We start from the raw sequence: 16,659 nt of genomic DNA, 5'->3' as shown, positions 1-16,659 counted from the left end.
TCCTATCCCTTAGACTGGGGGAGGGGGAGCATCTATAGGGTCTATAGGTGCCAACTGCCGTCAATGTATTGCTAAACGTAGGGCTGAGGTATTGTTGCATGGTCGTAAGTCGGGGTAAAAATCCCAGCGCGCAGGAAACGTTTATGCAGATGGCGCAGGCCGCTGGCCTGCGCAGCCGCCTGCTGGTGACCCTGGGACTGCTGGTATTGGTCAGACTGGGAATTTTTATTCCAGTACCAGGGATTGATCGTCAGGCTTTTGCCGCATCAATTCAGTCGGGTAGCCTAGCGGGCTTTGTGGGGTTTTTGGATATTTTTGTGGGCGGCGGTCTGTCGGCCCTTGGTATCTTTGCCCTAGGTATTTTGCCCTTCATCAATGCCTCGATTATCATGCAGCTGCTGACGGCGGCTTTACCTCAGCTTGAAGATCTACAAAAGAATGAGGGCGAAGCTGGGCGACGCAAGATTTCTCAAATCACTCGCTACGTCGCTTTGGGCTGGGCGATTTTGCAGAGTACGCTGCTGGCGTCTTTTTTGCTCTATCAGTTTGCACAGGTTCCGGGTCCGGCCTTTATCGCCCAGACGGTGATTGCTCTGACCGCAGGCTCGATGTTTGTGATGTGGGTGGGTGAGTTAATCACCGAGCGCGGTATTGGGAATGGTGCCTCGCTGCTGATCTTCCTCAACATTGTGTCGACCCTGCCTCGCTCTCTGGGTCAAACGATTGAGCTTGCTCAAAGCGGCGATCGCGGTCTGGTCGGCGGCGTCATCATTCTCATGCTGGCCTTCTTGGCCATGATTGTCGGCATTGTCTTTGTTCAAGAGGGCACACGCCGTATCCCAATTATCTCTGCTCGCCGTCAGGTCGGTCGCAAGCTGTACCTAGAGCAAAGCAACTATCTGCCCCTGCGCCTCAACCAGGGCGGCGTGATGCCGATTATTTTTGCCTCTGCGGTGCTGGTGCTACCCATTTCGCTAACCCAGTACGTGACGAATCCGGCATTTAGCCAGTTTGTAAATAACTACCTGAACCCAACTTCCTGGTTCTATGTTTCGCTGTACCTCGTTTTAATTCTTTTCTTTAGCTACTTTTATTCGTCGCTGGTGATGAACCCCGATGATGTCTCCCGCAACCTGAAGAAGATGGGAGCTAGCATTCCCGGTATTCGCCCTGGTAAAGCTACTACTGAGTATATCAGCCGTATTCTGAACCGATTGACTTTCCTAGGTGCCATTTTTCTGGGCATGGTGGCGGTTGTACCTAGCGCCGTTGAGAGCCTGACTCGGGTCCAAACTTTTCGCGGCTTTGGTGCTACCTCACTCCTGATTTTGGTTGGTGTTGCCATTGACACCGCTAAGCAAATCCAGACCTACGTAATTTCTCAGCGCTACGAAGGAATGGTGAAACAGTAGTGACCCGACTTATTTTTCTAGGTCCACCGGGGGCGGGTAAGGGTACTCAGGCTGCCCTGCTAGCTAAAGATTGTGAGGTTCCTCACATTTCTACAGGGGATATTTTGCGTTCGGCGGTGACAGCGGGTAGTGAACTTGGTCAGAAGGCAGACCACTACATGAGTGCTGGCGAACTTGTTCCTGATGAGCTGATTCTTGACCTGATCGAGGAGCGCTTGGGTCAGGATGACGCCCAAAAGGGCTGGCTGCTGGACGGCTTTCCTCGAAATGTGCCTCAGGCTGAGTTTCTACAAAAGCTGTTGGAGCAGATCGAGCAGCCTACTGACTTTGTGATCAACCTAGACGTTGCGGACGATGTGATTGTAGCTCGGCTGCTGCAGCGAGGCCGCAAGGATGACGAGGAGTCAGTAATCCTAAACCGCCTTGAGGTTTACCGTCAGCAAACTGAGCCTCTGATTGAGTTTTACCGCAACCGCCAGCAGTTGGTGTCGGTGGACGGAAATCAGACTATGGATGCAGTGTATGCCGATCTCAAGCGCCTGGTAATGGAGTAGTGGCTGGGGTTATGCTAGAGTTCAGCGTGTTATTTTGTACTTAGGGAGAAGTCAGCTTGTCTAAGCAAGACCTAATTGAAATGGAGGGTACCATTACCGAATCGTTACCGAACGCGATGTTCCGGGTGGATTTGGACAATGGTTTTAATGTGTTAGCCCACATTTCAGGGAAAATTCGTCGTAACTACATCAAGATTTTGCCGGGCGATCGCGTCAAGGTAGAACTCACCCCCTACGATTTGACTAAGGGGCGCATCACCTATCGTCTCCGCAAAAAGTAGCTTCGCCTAACTTAAGATTGGCGCTAATAGTTTCTCAGCCCCTGTACGGAAGATGTCTGCACAGGGCAGTTTTGTTTGAGCCTCTACTTCCTGTACCGCAGTCTCGGCTTCGGCAGCGGTGAGGTGGCCGGTATTGAGAGCGATCGCGACCACTTTGGCCGGATAAAATGCCCCCGCGGCTGTGGTGACCTGTTCATACAGCGCCACCACACTGGGGAGATCGGGGATTTTGACCGTGGGAAAGTTTTGAATGTGGCCTTGTCCTGCCCGATGAACTAGTACTAGGTGCGTTGGCTGAGTGCCCCTCAGTAGCGGTAGTGTTGCCGTTGAAGCTGGGTTGAGCAGCGAGCCCTGCCCTTCTACAAAGACGAAGTCGTGCTCAGGGCCGTAGCGCATGAGCTGCTGTTCAATTGCTCCCGATGCGTAGTCAACCCGAATGGCATCTAGGGGCACGCCGTCATCTCCCAGCATGAGATTGGTTTGCCCGGTGGCGATGACTTTGGAGCGCAGCCCGCGCTGCAGACAGGCGCGGTGCAGTTCGAGGGTGGCAGACATTTTACCAACGGACATGTCGGTGCCCACGGTCAAGATACGCTTGCAGACTAACTGACTGGCCTGGCCACTGCCTACGGTTAAGCCCTCGGGCTCTTTTCGCACATCCCAAATCCACTGGTCGGGTCGGAGCCAGGGCTGCAGGGCTGGATGGTCGGCCATAGGCGTATGTAGCCCGTTGACGATACTTAAGCCCGCTTTGACGGCCTGCTCGATCTCCTGAAACCAGGCATCAGGCAGTTTGCCGCCGGAGGGAGCAATGCCGATGGTGAGAACGTCTGGCGTGAAGGTGAGTGCTTCTGTCAGCGATTTAACCACAGGAATTGGTTTATCGATGCCGGTGAGGTCAACTAGCGATCGCCCCGCCGCCTGGTAATCGATTACCGCTACAATCGGCGACTGACTAAAGCGCAGCAGAGCTAACCCCGTTTTGCCCATCGTGCTCTGGGTGCCTTGGTGCATGAGCAGGGCGATGCGGCTATCGGGCTTGAGGTGCATAGTTGAGTCCAAGTCCAGGTTGGTTGGAGGGCAGCAGGCGACCCTCGACCAGCGTGAGGCCAGTAAAGGGATCGTCGCGCAGGTTGAGGTGGCTGTCGAGGTCGAGGTAGTGGGCCAGGGGTGAGAGCTGGGCCATTGCGCCGTTGGCCAGGCTGCTGTCGGAATAGCAGCCAAACATAACCTGCAGACTGCAGGCCCGGGCGGTATGAATCATTCTCAGCGCTTCGCTAAGCCCACCTGCTTTCATTAGCTTAATGTTAATGCCGTCTGCTAGATTCGCTAGATGGGGAATATCGGAGCTGTTGAAGCAGCTTTCGTCCACAAAAACCGGGATGGGCGAGTTTTGTTTGAGAGCGGCCAAATCAGCGTTCTGGCTCACGGGCAGGGGCTGCTCGAGGTGGGTGACGCGGCGATCGCTTAGCCATGCCGCCATTGTCTTGGCATTCTCCAGGGTCCAGCCGCCGTTGGCATCGACGCTGAGGCTGACGCTGGCGGGAACGTGGTCGTAGACGGCCTGAAACATTGCTTGATCGGCCTCAATGCCGTTGGGGCTACCCAGCTTTACCTTAAGGGCACGGGCCGAGGTTTGCTGTAGCCAATCCTGCGATCGCTGCTGGGCGGCTTCGGGCGAGGAAATGCCGACAGTTACTGAGGTGGGTTGAATGCGGTCTAGATCTAACCCCAGCAGTCGCCAGACTGGCTGCCCGGTGGCCTTGCCGCCCCAGTCCCACAGGGCCACATCTATGGCGGCGCGACTCGCGGAGTGAATGGATAGCTCTGCCACAACGGCCTCAATCGCCTGACGCTCAAAGGGGTGGTAGGGGGCGATCGCCGTCTGCACGCGAGCTAAGTCTGCTTGCAGCATCTCCAGGGTTTGCTGATGAGTGCCAATCGAGAACGGGGCCGCTTCGCCCCAGCCCTCGATACCCTCGGCGCTGAGCCTGAGCCAGAGGTTAGTGGACTGGGCCGTGGTGCCGCGACTGATGGTAAGCGGTACGCGCTTGTGGACGGTGAAGGGCTGGCAGGAAAGCTTCATACGGCGCGGCTAGATCTAGGTGATGTTGCATAGGGGGCAGGCGTCGGCTTTGTTAAAACGCTTGCTCGCTCGGTAGCGTTCCAGTATTGCGCTTTTAAGCATTGCGTATGTTCTAAGCTACCAGGTCAGCGCAATATAGCGCTTTTGGCCTGCTTCTTAACAGGTTTTGGGGGCAAGGCTTTGGGAGTATTGGGCGATCGCCCTGTTCTGTTGCCACGCTGCGCCTATCCCGTCTGTATTGTTTTGTCTGCATCCAAACCAGCACGGTTGACGTACTAAATGTAAGTCTCTACCTGCAGGGACACCAATCGATCTATTGGCAATATGGTGGATGAAAGCACTATGTTTAGTGAACGAAAAAATCGACGGAATGGCTTCATCGTCTTGGTGACTTGCCTCTTTGTGGTTCTCCTGTATTCTCCAATGGTGGGCCGGGTGTTAGCCCAATCGCCGCTGGCAGCATCGAGGGTTGCGGTATCTGCACCCGCCTTAAACGACGGCTTTGCTATCGGCGCGCAAATTGACGCCAACCTGGCGGCGGCCACGGCTCCTTTGCTGGCCCAAGGAAGTGCTGCTCGCCCCATTGTCACCTACGTGGCCATGCTCAGCAGCCAGAATGTGGTGCCTAACTCCCCGGTGACCAATGCCCGTGGGGTGGTAGGTGCGGCTCTAGCAGGCGATCGCCTGGTAGTGCGAGGCAGCTTTCGTGAACTGACGAGTGCCATGAGAGACTATGGCACGGATCCAGTTGATCCCCCTAACCCCAATATTACCTCCGCCTTCCACGTTCATCGGGGCAGCCCTAGCGAAAACGGGCCGTTCCAGTATGCGTTGGAGGTGACCATGGACGACACCGGACGGGGCGGCAGTGCGATGGGCGACTATACCCTTACCCCTGAGCAGCTTCAGGCCCTGCAAAACGGCATGCTGTATATCGACCTGCACACCACCCGCAATCGAGGCGGTGAGCTGCGCGGTATTCTAATGCCCGCCTAGGCATTGTGGGCAGGTTATCCCATCGGGTGGCGGCTAGGGCGGCGGCTCGATGGGATGGCAATAGACACAAATCATGGCATTGTATAGAACATGACTGTGGTACATCTTCGCCTCAAGGCAACCGAGACGGCGAGGCTAGTGTCTGAGCCTTCGGCGACTATGGAATTTGAACAACCGATCCCGACCGATGCCGGAACGCTGAGCGATGCAGACCTGTGGTTGGCCCTAAAGGCAGGACAGACCAGTGCTTTGGGAACGCTCTACGATCGCCACAGCGGACTGGTCTACGGAGTAGCGTTTAAGGTGTTAGGCCATGCCCAAGAGGCAGAAGACCTAACCCAGGATATTTTTGTCAAATTAGTTCAGTCCACGGCCTACAACCCACAGCGCGGCTCGTTTCGAACCTATCTGGCTATTCTGACGCGATCGCGGGCCATAGACCGACTGCGATCGCGTCAGACGGCCCGTGACTCTGTGGCTCGCCTCCAGGCTGGGGATCAGCCCCCTACCCCCACCCCGGCCGACGCCCTGGCCCAAAGCGAACGTTCTGAGGAGGTTAGAGCAGCGCTGGCCCAGCTCTCGGCTAACCAGCAGCAAATTCTGCGGCTGGCCTACTATGAGGGTTTGTCCCAGGCCACCATTGCTGAGCAGCTCGATACTCCCTTGGGCACCGTCAAGACTCATTCCCGCCGGGGGCTGCTCAAGCTCCGGCAAATTCTCCAAGATCGCTGGGGTAATTAGTATTATGACCGGGTTTATTTCACCCGAACAGCTGCAAAACTTGCTGGCTGGCTACGTTCTCTACGACCTCAGCCCTGAGGAATCGGCGACCCTGGCTCGACTGTTGGCGGCTGACCCTAGCCTGCAACAGGACATCGACCAGATGCAGCAGGCCCTAGAGATGGCCTACGATGGCGAGCCGATTTCTCCTCCGGCTCACCTGAGGCAGGTGGTGCTAGGGGCGGCTGGTCCCGCAGACGGGGTTGCAACCCAACCAGCACTGGCGGCGGGCGCAGTGCTGGCGTCAGACAGACCCCAGTCGGCTCCTGCGCCAGTGGTGCGATCGCGGCTTCGCCAGCTGGCCTTAGGAGCCGCCGCGGCGCTGATCGCAGGGTTAAGCCTTAGCAACCTACTGCTCTGGCGCACGCTGCAGCTAGAGCGAGCCAATCGCCCCAGCGGTGAAACCATTATGGTTGGCCTGGGCTCGCCCGATGCCACCACCCCGGGGCAGGCCCAGGTGGTGCTCAACCCAGATACCCTGGCGGGTTCGCTGACGGTAGAAAACTTGCCGCCGCTGGAGCCGGGCCGTGTGTATGTGCTGTGGACAGTACTAGACCCCAACGCCCCGGCCACCGTAGACGAAAAGAACGCCATTCTAACTACGGTATTCACCGTCGATGAGCAGGGCAGTGTGACGCAACCGATTGATCTGCCTGCGGTGTACCGTCGCGATCCTGACCTGGTGCGGGCGATCGCCATTACCCAAGAACGGGCCGACGCGCCCCAGGAACATCTATCGTCGCCTATCTTGATTCAGCCCCTGTAGAAACGTTTTCTGACTTAGAGAGTAGAAGTTAGACGATAGGAACCCAAGGATTGCTTCGCAGGGCGATCGCCTTAGCAAGGCCGCATTAGCGGGATAATTAAGCCATGTTCCCACGCTAGAGGTGCACGTTGGCTTTTCTTGCTCTGCCCGCCAATGCCTTTGTTGACCCCCAGGGCCACAATCGAGCGGCTATTGAAGCCGTGTTTCAGCAGGTGGCGGCGCAAATTCTTGACTATCTGGCTGGGGCGAGTGACCACGTGCCGCTGCCATCGGTGCAAGGCATTCCTGTTCGGGGGATTCCTGAACAGCCAACGGCGATCGCCCCCCTGCTCGACGCATTGGGCGACCTGATGGCCCAGTCAATGAACCCGTCTCACCCCGGTTACATGGGCCACATGGACCCGCTGCCCAGTACGGCTTCTATCGTCGGTGACTGGGTGGCGGCGGCGCTCAACAACAACATGTTGAGTGTTGAAATGTCTCCGGCCCTATCGCGGCTAGAGCCGCTGCTGCTGGCGGAGATCGCCCAGCTGTTTGGACTGGGCGAAACCGCTGGCGGGCTGTTGACTAGCGGCGGTACGCTGGCCAATCTGCAAGCCCTGACGGTGGCTCGCAACGTCCATCTGGGCAGTTTGTACGAGGGACTAGCCGGTGGGCCGCCGCCCGTAATTTTTGCCTCAGAGCTGGCCCACACCTCGATTCAAAAGGCGGGTATGCTGCTGGGGCTGGGGCTGAATGGGGTTGTGCCGATACCGGCCAGCACGCGAGGCCAAATGGATGTTGGCGCTCTGGAGGCGAAGATTCAGAGCGCGATCGCCCAGGGGCACAAGCCTTTTGCGGTGGTGGCGACGGCGGGGACGACGGTGACGGGCAATATTGACCCGCTGCCAGACATTGCTCGTGTCGCCCAGGCCTATGGCCTCTGGTTTCACGTGGATGCGGCCTATGGTGGCGCGATCGCGTTCTCGCCCAATCACCGCTACCGATTGGCAGGCATTGAGCAGGCCGATTCGGTCACCTTCAACCCACAAAAGTGGCTGTACGTCACCAAAACCTGCGCCTCGGTGCTGTTTCGCGATCTGGGCTTGCTGCACAGCCACTTTCGGGTCTCGGCCCCCTACATGAATACCGAAGCCGACTGGGCCAACCTGGGCGAACTGTCAGTGCAGGGCACCCGCCACACTGACGTGCTAAAGCTGTGGCTAACCCTGGCCCACCTGGGTAAGACCGGCTGCGCCGAACTGATCGATGCCAGCTATGCCCTCACGGATCACTTCGTAGCCTTGGTGCGGCAGCGGCCGCAGCTAGAGTTGGCGAGCGACCCAGACATGAACCTGATTTGCTTTCGGAGCTGCCCGTCGGCCCTACCGCCTGAGCAGTGGGACAGCTGGAATGCCGGCCTGCAGCAGTACTTGCTGAATCAACACCAAACGTTTTTGTCGCTGCCGGTGTTTCGAGGGCAGCGGTGGCTGAAGGCGGTACTGCTCAACCCGTTTACCACGGCGGCCCAGCTCAGCGATCTGTTTTTGGCCGTAGACGAATATGTGCAGAAAGTGCGGTAGGATGGCTGACCTGGCCGTAGTTTCTTGCAAAGCACAGCAGAATAGACTCGTGTCTATGGCCTGTTTGAGCTACTCCGCTGGCCCGGTAGTTGAGGACATAATTTGCTAGCTAAAAAGCTCAGTGCTGGGACACTGCCAGGCGCGTAGGCTCGCAAATCCGCAGTTGTGCTTGAATGCTCACCGGGGGCGATCGCACCCCTACCCAACATCGCAGCCCCACACATTATCCACAGCCTCAAAAAAGACTGTGGATAACGTGCTGATCAGGCACCTTGAGAACGAGATCAAGGCCAAAAAGCCCTGCTGAATAAGGGTCTTGAGGATGCAGCCAAAAACGGCGCTACAAAATTGCCTGTGGAAAAAGGTCGTCAAAACAAGCCTTCAGGGACCAATTTGCCAGCAATATTTTCAACCGCATCGGCTTGGGCAAGACGTAGGGATTCCCATAGTAGAGAAGCTTTCTTAGTCAAACTGTAAACTAGACTACGTTGTTGGCCAACTTTAAAGTGGGGACTTGATTGGCCTGCTTGAGGTCAGGCGCAGACGGTGAAAGGTTAGAATCGGTATGCTAGAGAAGCCCTAGTGCAACAGCCCCACGCTGTTGCCGACCGACATTCACCAGGAGATTTTTGATGGTTGAAACTCAACTCGCCGCACGGGACTTTTTTCGGGCGGCCTACGAAAACCGCTACACCTGGGATGCGGCTTTTCCTGGCTATACTGCCGATGTCACCTTTACCCACAATGGCCAAAGCCATACGGGCCAGGTCAAGGTCAGCGCCGACCTCAAGCTCGAAGTGACGGGCATAGCCGACGATACGGCTCAAAAGGCAGTACATGGCCAGCTGTTCGAAGTCTCCATTCACCGAGTTCGACGCGGGTTTGAGGACTCCCACGGCAACAACACCTTTAGCTACGGCGAAACCCTGGCCGATGGGTCAGTAGAAATCCTCATGGGTGGCAAAGCGGAAGGCGATCGCTACCAGATCAAAGATAACGAAGTGTCTATGGTGCATCGCCACATTCACGGCGTAGTCGTCACTATTCACACCTACAGCAGCCACAACACTGGGTCAGGCTACCTATCGCACCGCTACGACTCGGTCTACCACGACCCCAAAACTGGCGAGCAAAAGGGCGGCCTCAGCGATTTTGAGGACCAGTATACCGAGGTGGGCGGCTACTATATTCTCTCGCGCCGCGCCATTGAAACCACGATTGAGAACGGCACCGAAATGCAGGAAGACTCGCAGGAGTTTGTGTTCTCTAACATTGCTCTGCTAGAGGCCTAAGCGCCAATTGCTGAACCCAGCAATGCATTGCCCGCGCTGCCTGTCTTGGTGGGGCGGGTCTTTTCTGGTTTCGGCAGCGGCTGTTGCGGTATTTACTGTTTCAGTCTTCGCGTCTCATCTCTTGGATGACGCCAGTGCGTACCCAGTACTCCAACTTGCCCCGCCACGCGCTAATGGTGTGCGCGGCCCTGGTCGAAAATCCGATCAACTTAGGTATGCTCTGCCGCACTACCGAAGCCTTTCGGCTGGAGGCGCTGGTGCTGAGCGATCTAAAGCTGGCCCAAAACCGCAAGTTTCGTCAAGGAGCGGTGGCGACCCATCGGTGGCAGCCGCTCCTTGAGTGCAATCCGCAGAACCTACCCCAGTGGTTGTGCCAGCAGCGCCAGCGGGGCTACACCCCGATCGCCCTCGACCTTCAGCCCCAGGCCGTGCCCCTAACCGAACTGTGCTTTCCGGAGCGGGCGGTGCTGGTGCTGGGGCGTGAGCTGACGGGTATTACCCCAGCGGTGGCGGCGGCCTGCGACCAGAAGGTAGCGATTCCTCAGTATGGGGTGGTGCAATCGCTGAATGTGCAGACAGCGGCAGCCCTGGCTATATATGCCTACATTGGCCAGTGGGGCATGGTCGCCCCGTCTTTAGCTCCCACCCCTTTGGCCCCCACGCCTTTAGAATGAAGGTGTAGCTTTGAATGCAATAGTTGGCCTATGCCGCCCCGTTGGCCCCGTAAACCGACCCGAGAAGACCCTGCCTATCGCCGCTTAGACGATCGCATTAACTTTGCGGTGCATGTGGCCGCTTTTATTGCCGTCAACTCTGGGCTGTGGTTTTTTCATACCCTGAATCCGGCCTGGGTGCCCTGGGTCGCTAAAGTAACGCTGACCTGGCTGCCCGTGCTGGTGGGCCACGGTGTTTACATCTTCGCGATCGCAGATTATTCCCCCGTGCCGCTGTCTCCCACGGCTAACCCTGATCTCGATGGAGAGTCTTAGTGATGTCTAACGCGTCTACAGCCCGAGCCATTGAAGCCTTAGCCGCAGCCATTGGCGACAAAGTTTACCTCGACATCGCCAAGTGGCACCTGTACCTGGGCGATGCCAAACTGCACACCTCCCTGGCCGAAAAGCTTTACCCCCTGGTGGTAGGCGATCAGGTCACAGAATCTGCTGTGGCTGATATCTTAACCAGCACCCCGGTTGCGATCGGCGGCGGTCAAAAAACGGTGCCGATGGCCGACCTGATCCCAACAGCTAGCAAGGCCGATTTGCTGGAGGCGATCGCCGACTACCAGCGCGACCTGTAGCCAGCCCTAGCGACGAGGAGGACGACCGTCGGTGCGGTCGTCACGGTCTGGACGACTCTGGGGATAATTGGGGGGGCGATAGGGGGGGCGCTTTGGTGCGAGATCGTCCTCCGGCCAGAGTTCCATTGCATTGACGTCGATGGTTGGTACGTTGTCGTCGCGCAGGTTTGGCCCCGAGGGCAGCCCAGCGGTGGCGTCGGTAACAGCCTCACGTAGCTGTTTACGCAGGTGGCGAGTGCGCTTTTTGACGTTGCCCAACAGACCGCCCAGCTTGTCCTGGGCCTCAGCCTGGAGCTTTTGGCGGCGATCCTGGGCTTCGGCCCCCAGCTTCTGGCGCTGGTCTTGAAGGCGATCGTTAACCTGCTGCTGGGCCTGGCGGGTAGTTTTAACGGCGGCATCCCAGCTCTGGCGAGGGTCGGGCACCCGATCGAGAGGAATGCGATCCAGGGGAATGCGCTCAAAGGGCGATCGCGGCGTTGTGGGTTCTGGGGGCTGCGGTATGCCAGCCTGAATTAGGCGTGCTGAACGCAGCGCGGCATCTTCCGCCATCATGCGGCGGCGGCCCGTGCTAATTACGGCTATTGGGTCGAGGGCATAGAGGCCAGGAGCCAGGCCGCAGCCCTCCTCAGGAATGAACAGGTATTGCAGAATGTTGCCGGTGGCTGGGTCAAAGCGGTAGTCGGTGAGTTGGCCAGTGCGATCGCCGTGGTCTGACCATAGCTCAATTACGCCCAAGGGCAGGCAGTCTTGCAGGTGCTCATCAATGGCCGCGATCTGTGCCCCCGCCTTCACCACTACCCCATCGCGCCCAATCGAGCCAATTTGGGACCACAGAAACCGCCGACTCTGGCGGTGGAGCAACCCCCCGGCGCTGCAGCCAATGCCCTGAACCTGGTGAGTGCGGCCATTGACCCAAAGCTCGGCAATCGAGCCAAACTCTTCGGCGGTGTCTAGGTTAATAGCCAGACGGTTGAGCAACTCGCTCTTCAGCATGCCCTGGGGAAATGGCCCGTCCATGTCAACGCTCCTGCGATCGCTAGCCCAAGCCGTCTTTGGCTCGGAGGGGTCTGTACTTCAATGGTAGTCGATCGAAAATTTAAGTTTGCAACGAGGACAGGTTGGGGATGAGGACTCGAATTTGACCTTGAATAGGGCAGGTGGCTAGACCTCATCTTGAGCTGGAACAGGTTGCCTGAGCCTGCTTGCGAAAACAACCCCCAAATAGAGCAATCCAAGCAAGCCACCGCCGTAAATTAGGCCCACAGAAAGAGCTGAGTCGAAGCTGTAGAGGGGGTGATGGTCGAGTCGTTTGTGCAGTGCCGCATGGATGACGAGAAAGGCCGCGATCGCCAGCCTTGACCAGCGTCGCACCCCCAGCGCCTCGCTGTTGGTCAGCCACAGCAGCCCCGCCACCAGAGGAATGTGCACCAGCACAAAGGCCGTCTCAGCAGTAGCCTCGGGCAGACGGCGCAGCACAAACAGCAGTCGCCACTCGGCCTGGGTCATGGCGTCGAGTTCGTGGGCCATGAGGGTGGCAAAGCCCAAATAAAACAGCAGGTTTTGCATTCCGTGTACCTTCTGGCTACCTTCTGGGGCTGAACCGCTTCCGGCCTCTCAATTACGAGTTAAAGTGAGCATGAATAGGTCATCTGGGACAATGTTATGTCTGATCAAGCCGGAAACATTCTATTGGTAGACGACGAGCCCGGTCTACGGGAGGCGGTGCAGGCCTACCTAGAAGACAGCGGCTTTGCGGTGCGCGCCGCCAGCAACGCCAAGGAAGGCTGGGATTTGCTGCAGCAGGAAACCCCCGACGTGCTGATCTCCGACATTATGATGCCCCAGGTCGACGGTTACGCCTTTTTGGCCCAGGTGCGCGACGATGTGCGCTTTAAGGGGCTGCCGGTGCTGTTTTTAACGGCGCGGGGCATGACCACCGATCGCATTCAAGGCTACAACTCGGGCTGCGACGCCTACCTTTCAAAGCCCTTTGACCCCGAGGAGCTGGTGGCTGTGGTCACCAACCTGATTGGTCGCCGCGCCGCCCAAACCCCCGACTCGGGCGACGTGCCCGACATCGCCGTCATGGCCCGCCAGATCGAAGAAATTAAAGCGATGCTGAGCCAGAAGGGCGGCATTGCCAAGGTGACTTCAGACATTCGCATTGACCTCACTCCCCGTGAGCAAAGCGTGCTCGACTTGGTTGCAGAAGGGCTGATGAACAAGGAAATTGCCAGCCGCCTCGATACCAGCGTGCGCAACGTCGAGAAGTACGTCAGCCGCCTGTTCAGCAAAACCGGCACCAACAGCCGCACCGAGCTGGTGCGGTTTGCCCTGGAGCACGGCATGGTGACAACCTAGGCGAATTTTGGATTTTGGTGGGTAGGCACGCTGAGGGCAGGTGCATTTGGGTTCGAGGGTTGGATGAACAGGCTTTTAAGCAGCGGACAAAGGTGCTGGCTTTGCGGGTTATTCGACTAGTGGAGGCGTTGCCGCGAAAGCGATCGACGGATGTAATTGGCAGACAGCTTATTCGGTGCGGGACGTCGGTCGGTGCGAATTACCGAGCGGCCTGTAGAGCCAAGTCGGTTGCAGATTTGATCGCTAGGCTTGGCATTGTAGAGGAAGAGGCGGATGAGTGTCATTACTGGCTGGAGCTTCCGGTAGAAGCGGGTGGCATTCCTGAAACCCAAGTCAAAAGCCCTATGCATGAGACCAATGCCATCCTGGCTATGACCGTTGCCTCCATCAAAACCCTACGAAGCCGCAAAACCAATCCAAAATTCAAAATTCAAACGGCGTTGCTGGATGCAGGTATGAATCAAAACTGCAAAGCCTCTTGTAGGGGCAAACGGCCGTTTGCCCCTACCTAAATTCATGCTTCAGTTCAGCAACACCATTCAAACAATGGCTCCTGCCAGCAGCCCCGCGATCGCCCCAGCGGGCACCAACTGCCAGGTGGGGCGGCGGAATCGCATTAGAGCGATCAGAGCAGCAAGACCCACAGCAATAGCAACGACGGTGCGGGGCAGGGTGGGCTGAATCAGCGCAGCGGCGGCGAGGGGAATGGCGGCGGCGGCGATCGCACCCAACGCTGCCGGCAGCACCCCCTTGAGAAAGCTCTTGGCCCAGGGGTTTTGCCGCAGCCGCAGCAAAAAGGGCGAGGCAAACATGATGAACAAAAACGATGGGGTAAAAATTGCGATCGTGGCCACCAGTGCCCCCATGGCCCCAGCTACCTTATAGCCCACAAAGGCGGCGGTAATCACCACCGGGCCGGGGGTAAGTTCGCCCAGGGCCACGCCGTCAATGAACTGGTCGCGGGTCATCCACTGAAAATCATTCACGACCGCCGTTTCGAGTAGGGGAATAATCACCAGGCCACCGCCAAAGATAAACGCCCCTGTCTTGAGAAAAAAGGTGGTCAGGGGCACAAAATAGTCTTGAATACGATCTAGACCCCAAAACCCAGATGCAGCCAGGGGTTCAGCCGTTGCGCTAGCCAACAGATGAGAAAAACCCTGGGTGATGGGCCACAGGGGCGCGAGCCAGGCGCTGGTGCGGGCAGATGGTCCGGCGGGCGGTGGGGTAGCGGGCCGATACAGCACTAGCCCGGCTAGACCCGCCAGCAAAAATAGGAGCAGTATGTTGACGCGAAACGCCAGGGAGAGGACGAGAACTGCGATCGCAATAGCCACCCCCTGCCAGTCTTTGATCGCCTTTTTGCTCAACTTCCAGCAAAAACCAAAAATAACGGCGATTACCACCGGAGAAATGCCCAGAAAGAGATCCTCAATTTGGGGTACGCCCTGAAACCGAAAGTAGGCCCAAGAGAGGCCCAACACGATAAAAAAGGCCGGGGTAATGAAACATAGACCAGCGACCAGCGCCCCCAACTGCCCCGCCCGCACGTAGCCAGTGTAAATGCCGGTTTGGGTTGAAGCCGGGCCGGGCAGCATTTCGCAGATCGCTACCCCTTCGAGAAACTGCTCCTCTTTCAGCCAGCCGCGCCGCACTACCGCCTCGTCGTGAATCATGGCGATGTGGGACTGGGGGCCGCCAAAGCCGATCGCGCCTAGCTTCAGGAATAGCAGGGCTAGCTCTTTCAACCGGGTTGGTAGATCCTCTGGCGATGGTTCCACGGCTAAAGGGTCTAGATCGGGCGACTGGTGGTTCATGGGCGCACAATAATGCCAAAGCCAACGTATCGGAATTCGATAACGAAATCCTATATCGGGCAATACATTCTACGAATCTGATGCTTCAAAAAGTTCGCCAAATAGCTCTTGAACTTTTTGTTTGGCATCGTCTAACCGCAATTTGCCTAGCTCGGTGGCTGCGTAGAAGCGCCGAGTTTGGCGACCCTCTGTCTCCTCTACCGAGGTGAGATAACCCTTACGTTCCATATCGTGGAGCATGGGGTACAGGGTTCCTGCGCTGAGCTTATAGCCGTGGCGGCCCAGTTCCTCAATGATGCCGAGACCAAAAATCGGCTCCTGCGCTGCGTGGTGAAGAATGTGCAGCCGAATCAGGCTGGAGTAAAACTCGCGTCCATCCATAACGTGCCGGTGCGTGTGCAGGGGTTGGCGTGGCTAGGGTTATTATTTGCCGCCAGCACCCAGGACGCAAACCAAAATCGATATCGGCTTGCTTTAACAACTTCTATGTTGCTAAACTCGGTAGGTATTTCTACTGTGTATTGCCTGCTATGAATCAGCAATCGCCCAGCACAAAGGGAATTACCCTCCATCAAATGGAGGTTTTTGAGGCGGTTGCTCGCCACGGCAGCTATACGAAGGCAGCCGAAGAGCTGTACCTAACCCAGCCTACAGTCTCGATTCAGGTAAAGCAGTTATCCAAGACTATTGGCCTACCCCTGTTTGAGATGGTCAGCAAAAAGCTTTATTTAACCAGGGCGGGCGATGCCCTGCTGGCGACCTGCCGCCGAGTTTTGACCCAGCTCTCGACTCTAGATCAGGCGCTGGTGGCTTTTCAGGAGTTAGAGCAGGGGCTGGTAAAAGTTGCCACGGTCGAAACTGGCAAAACTGCCCTGGTGCAGCAGCTTAAACCGTTTATGGACAGCTACCCAGGGCTAGAGCTTTCAATGCATGTCGGAAGCCATCATCAGCTGCTAGAGCGGCTGCAAAATAATGAGGACGATATTTATTTGTTTAGCCTGCCGCCAGCGCTGAACGGGGTTGAAGTATTGCCCTGCCTGGAGGTACCGCTGCATGTTGTGGCGCACCAGCAGCATCCTCTAGCCAGGCAAACGGTGGTAACTCCCCAGCAGCTAGCCCAGGAGTCGTGGATTTTGAGTGAACCGGGGTCGGCCAGTCGCCAACTGCTGGAGGATTTTTTTGCGGCTCAGTCAATTAAGGTGCGCAGGCGACTGGAGTTGAGCAGTAGCGAAGCCATCAAGGCCAGCATTCGGGCTGGGCTAGGTATTGCGGTGCTGCCGGCCTCAGAACTGTCTCGCCTAGACCTTGAAACTGACTTGGCTATTCTGCCCATAGCAGAATTTTCGCTGCGGAAACAATGGCACCTGGTGTACCTGAAAGGGAAGTGCTTATCTCCAGGAGCAGCGGTATTTCTCGACTTTGTTTTGGAACGGTTTTGAGCGGGGAAAGGAG

20 protein-coding genes are annotated in these 16,659 nt (G+C 57.2%); 14 read left to right on the top strand and 6 right to left on the bottom strand.

Annotated features, from left to right (window positions below; genetic code table 11):
- Window positions 1–98 precede the first annotated feature (98 nt).
- The 3 genes from secY to infA are packed head-to-tail and all read left to right on the top strand — an operon-like array spanning window position 99 to window position 2,247.
- Window positions 99–1,412: a preprotein translocase subunit SecY gene (gene secY, locus IQ265_RS18395; RefSeq protein ID WP_194056215.1), complete on the top strand. Its 1,314-nt coding sequence runs from the start codon at window positions 99–101 to the stop codon at window positions 1,410–1,412.
- Complete coding sequence (locus IQ265_RS18390; RefSeq protein WP_194056213.1) at window positions 1,412–1,966, top strand: adenylate kinase; 555 nt, start codon at window positions 1,412–1,414, stop codon at window positions 1,964–1,966. Before secY ends, IQ265_RS18390 begins: the two co-directional genes overlap by 1 nt.
- Before the next feature lie 56 nt (window positions 1,967–2,022).
- Window positions 2,023–2,247, top strand: coding sequence for a translation initiation factor IF-1 (gene infA, locus IQ265_RS18385; protein WP_017297627.1), 225 nt, complete (start codon window positions 2,023–2,025; stop codon window positions 2,245–2,247).
- A gap of 6 nt (window positions 2,248–2,253) precedes the next feature.
- On the opposite strand, the gene IQ265_RS18380 is transcribed toward infA, so the two are convergent.
- A complete protein-coding gene (locus tag IQ265_RS18380; protein ID WP_194056211.1) occupies window positions 2,254–3,297 on the bottom strand; it encodes a DUF1611 domain-containing protein in 1,044 nt (347 codons plus the stop codon).
- Entirely contained in the window at window positions 3,278–4,333 is a 1,056-nt protein-coding gene (locus IQ265_RS18375; RefSeq protein WP_194056209.1) for a dipeptide epimerase, read from the bottom strand. The genes IQ265_RS18380 and IQ265_RS18375 overlap by 20 nt, the downstream gene beginning before the upstream one ends.
- A gap of 402 nt (window positions 4,334–4,735) precedes the next feature.
- On the opposite strand from IQ265_RS18375, the gene IQ265_RS18370 reads away from it, so the two are divergent.
- From IQ265_RS18370 to IQ265_RS18335, 8 genes are all read left to right on the top strand, one after another.
- The gene (locus IQ265_RS18370; protein ID WP_347404983.1) at window positions 4,736–5,329 is read left to right on the top strand and encodes a CHRD domain-containing protein; all 594 of its coding nucleotides are present in this window, start codon (window positions 4,736–4,738) and stop codon (window positions 5,327–5,329) included.
- A 159-nt stretch (window positions 5,330–5,488) separates the two neighbouring features.
- A complete protein-coding gene (locus IQ265_RS18365) occupies window positions 5,489–6,070 on the top strand; it encodes a sigma-70 family RNA polymerase sigma factor (RefSeq protein ID WP_194056205.1) in 582 nt (193 codons plus the stop codon).
- Window positions 6,071–6,074: 4 nt separating this feature from the next.
- The gene (locus IQ265_RS18360) at window positions 6,075–6,875 is read left to right on the top strand and encodes an anti-sigma factor (protein ID WP_194056203.1); all 801 of its coding nucleotides are present in this window, start codon (window positions 6,075–6,077) and stop codon (window positions 6,873–6,875) included.
- A gap of 128 nt (window positions 6,876–7,003) precedes the next feature.
- Window positions 7,004–8,437, top strand: a complete 1,434-nt coding sequence (locus IQ265_RS18355; RefSeq protein ID WP_194056201.1) for an aspartate aminotransferase family protein — start codon at window positions 7,004–7,006, stop codon at window positions 8,435–8,437.
- Window positions 8,438–9,069: 632 nt separating this feature from the next.
- Window positions 9,070–9,729 (top strand): DUF3386 domain-containing protein, encoded by a 660-nt coding sequence (locus IQ265_RS18350; RefSeq protein ID WP_194056199.1) that lies wholly within the window; start codon window positions 9,070–9,072, stop codon window positions 9,727–9,729.
- A 125-nt stretch (window positions 9,730–9,854) separates the two neighbouring features.
- Entirely contained in the window at window positions 9,855–10,403 is a 549-nt protein-coding gene (locus tag IQ265_RS18345; protein ID WP_194056197.1) for an RNA methyltransferase, read from the top strand.
- A 30-nt stretch (window positions 10,404–10,433) separates the two neighbouring features.
- The gene (locus IQ265_RS18340; RefSeq protein WP_194056195.1) at window positions 10,434–10,718 is read left to right on the top strand and encodes a 2TM domain-containing protein; all 285 of its coding nucleotides are present in this window, start codon (window positions 10,434–10,436) and stop codon (window positions 10,716–10,718) included.
- 2 nt (window positions 10,719–10,720) lie between these two features.
- Entirely contained in the window at window positions 10,721–11,029 is a 309-nt protein-coding gene (locus IQ265_RS18335) for a DUF3181 family protein (protein WP_194056193.1), read from the top strand.
- Between the two features lie 6 nt (window positions 11,030–11,035).
- On the opposite strand, the gene IQ265_RS18330 is transcribed toward IQ265_RS18335, so the two are convergent.
- Together IQ265_RS18330 and IQ265_RS18325 are read right to left on the bottom strand one after the other, a co-directional pair.
- Window positions 11,036–12,046 (bottom strand): hypothetical protein, encoded by a 1,011-nt coding sequence (locus IQ265_RS18330; protein WP_194056191.1) that lies wholly within the window; start codon window positions 12,044–12,046, stop codon window positions 11,036–11,038.
- Between the two features lie 144 nt (window positions 12,047–12,190).
- Complete coding sequence (locus IQ265_RS18325; RefSeq protein ID WP_194056189.1) at window positions 12,191–12,595, bottom strand: DUF6713 family protein; 405 nt, start codon at window positions 12,593–12,595, stop codon at window positions 12,191–12,193.
- Between the two features lie 96 nt (window positions 12,596–12,691).
- Here IQ265_RS18325 and IQ265_RS18320 point away from each other — a divergent pair, with 96 nt between their 5' ends.
- Window positions 12,692–13,390, top strand: coding sequence for a response regulator transcription factor (locus tag IQ265_RS18320; protein ID WP_194056187.1), 699 nt, complete (start codon window positions 12,692–12,694; stop codon window positions 13,388–13,390).
- A gap of 59 nt (window positions 13,391–13,449) precedes the next feature.
- Window positions 13,450–13,902, top strand: coding sequence for a four helix bundle protein (locus IQ265_RS18315; RefSeq protein WP_194056185.1), 453 nt, complete (start codon window positions 13,450–13,452; stop codon window positions 13,900–13,902).
- Between the two features lie 27 nt (window positions 13,903–13,929).
- On the opposite strand, the gene chrA is transcribed toward IQ265_RS18315, so the two are convergent.
- Together chrA and IQ265_RS18305 are read right to left on the bottom strand one after the other, a co-directional pair.
- Window positions 13,930–15,207, bottom strand: coding sequence for a chromate efflux transporter (chrA, locus tag IQ265_RS18310; protein WP_194056183.1), 1,278 nt, complete (start codon window positions 15,205–15,207; stop codon window positions 13,930–13,932).
- Window positions 15,208–15,276: 69 nt separating this feature from the next.
- The gene (locus IQ265_RS18305; protein ID WP_194056181.1) at window positions 15,277–15,588 is read right to left on the bottom strand and encodes a PadR family transcriptional regulator; all 312 of its coding nucleotides are present in this window, start codon (window positions 15,586–15,588) and stop codon (window positions 15,277–15,279) included.
- 149 nt (window positions 15,589–15,737) lie between these two features.
- Here IQ265_RS18305 and IQ265_RS18300 point away from each other — a divergent pair, with 149 nt between their 5' ends.
- Window positions 15,738–16,646 carry a LysR family transcriptional regulator gene (locus tag IQ265_RS18300; RefSeq protein WP_194056179.1) on the top strand — a complete coding sequence of 303 codons (909 nt, stop codon included), beginning with the start codon at window positions 15,738–15,740 and terminating at the stop codon, window positions 16,644–16,646.
- Window positions 16,647–16,659 lie beyond the last annotated feature (13 nt).

The sequence above is a fragment of the Nodosilinea sp. LEGE 06152 genome (assembly GCF_015207525.1).
Classification (GTDB): domain Bacteria; phylum Cyanobacteriota; class Cyanobacteriia; order Phormidesmidales; family Phormidesmidaceae; genus Nodosilinea.
The sequence above is the reverse complement of the archived record's forward strand: the minus strand, read 5'-3'. Positions and strand labels throughout refer to the sequence as shown.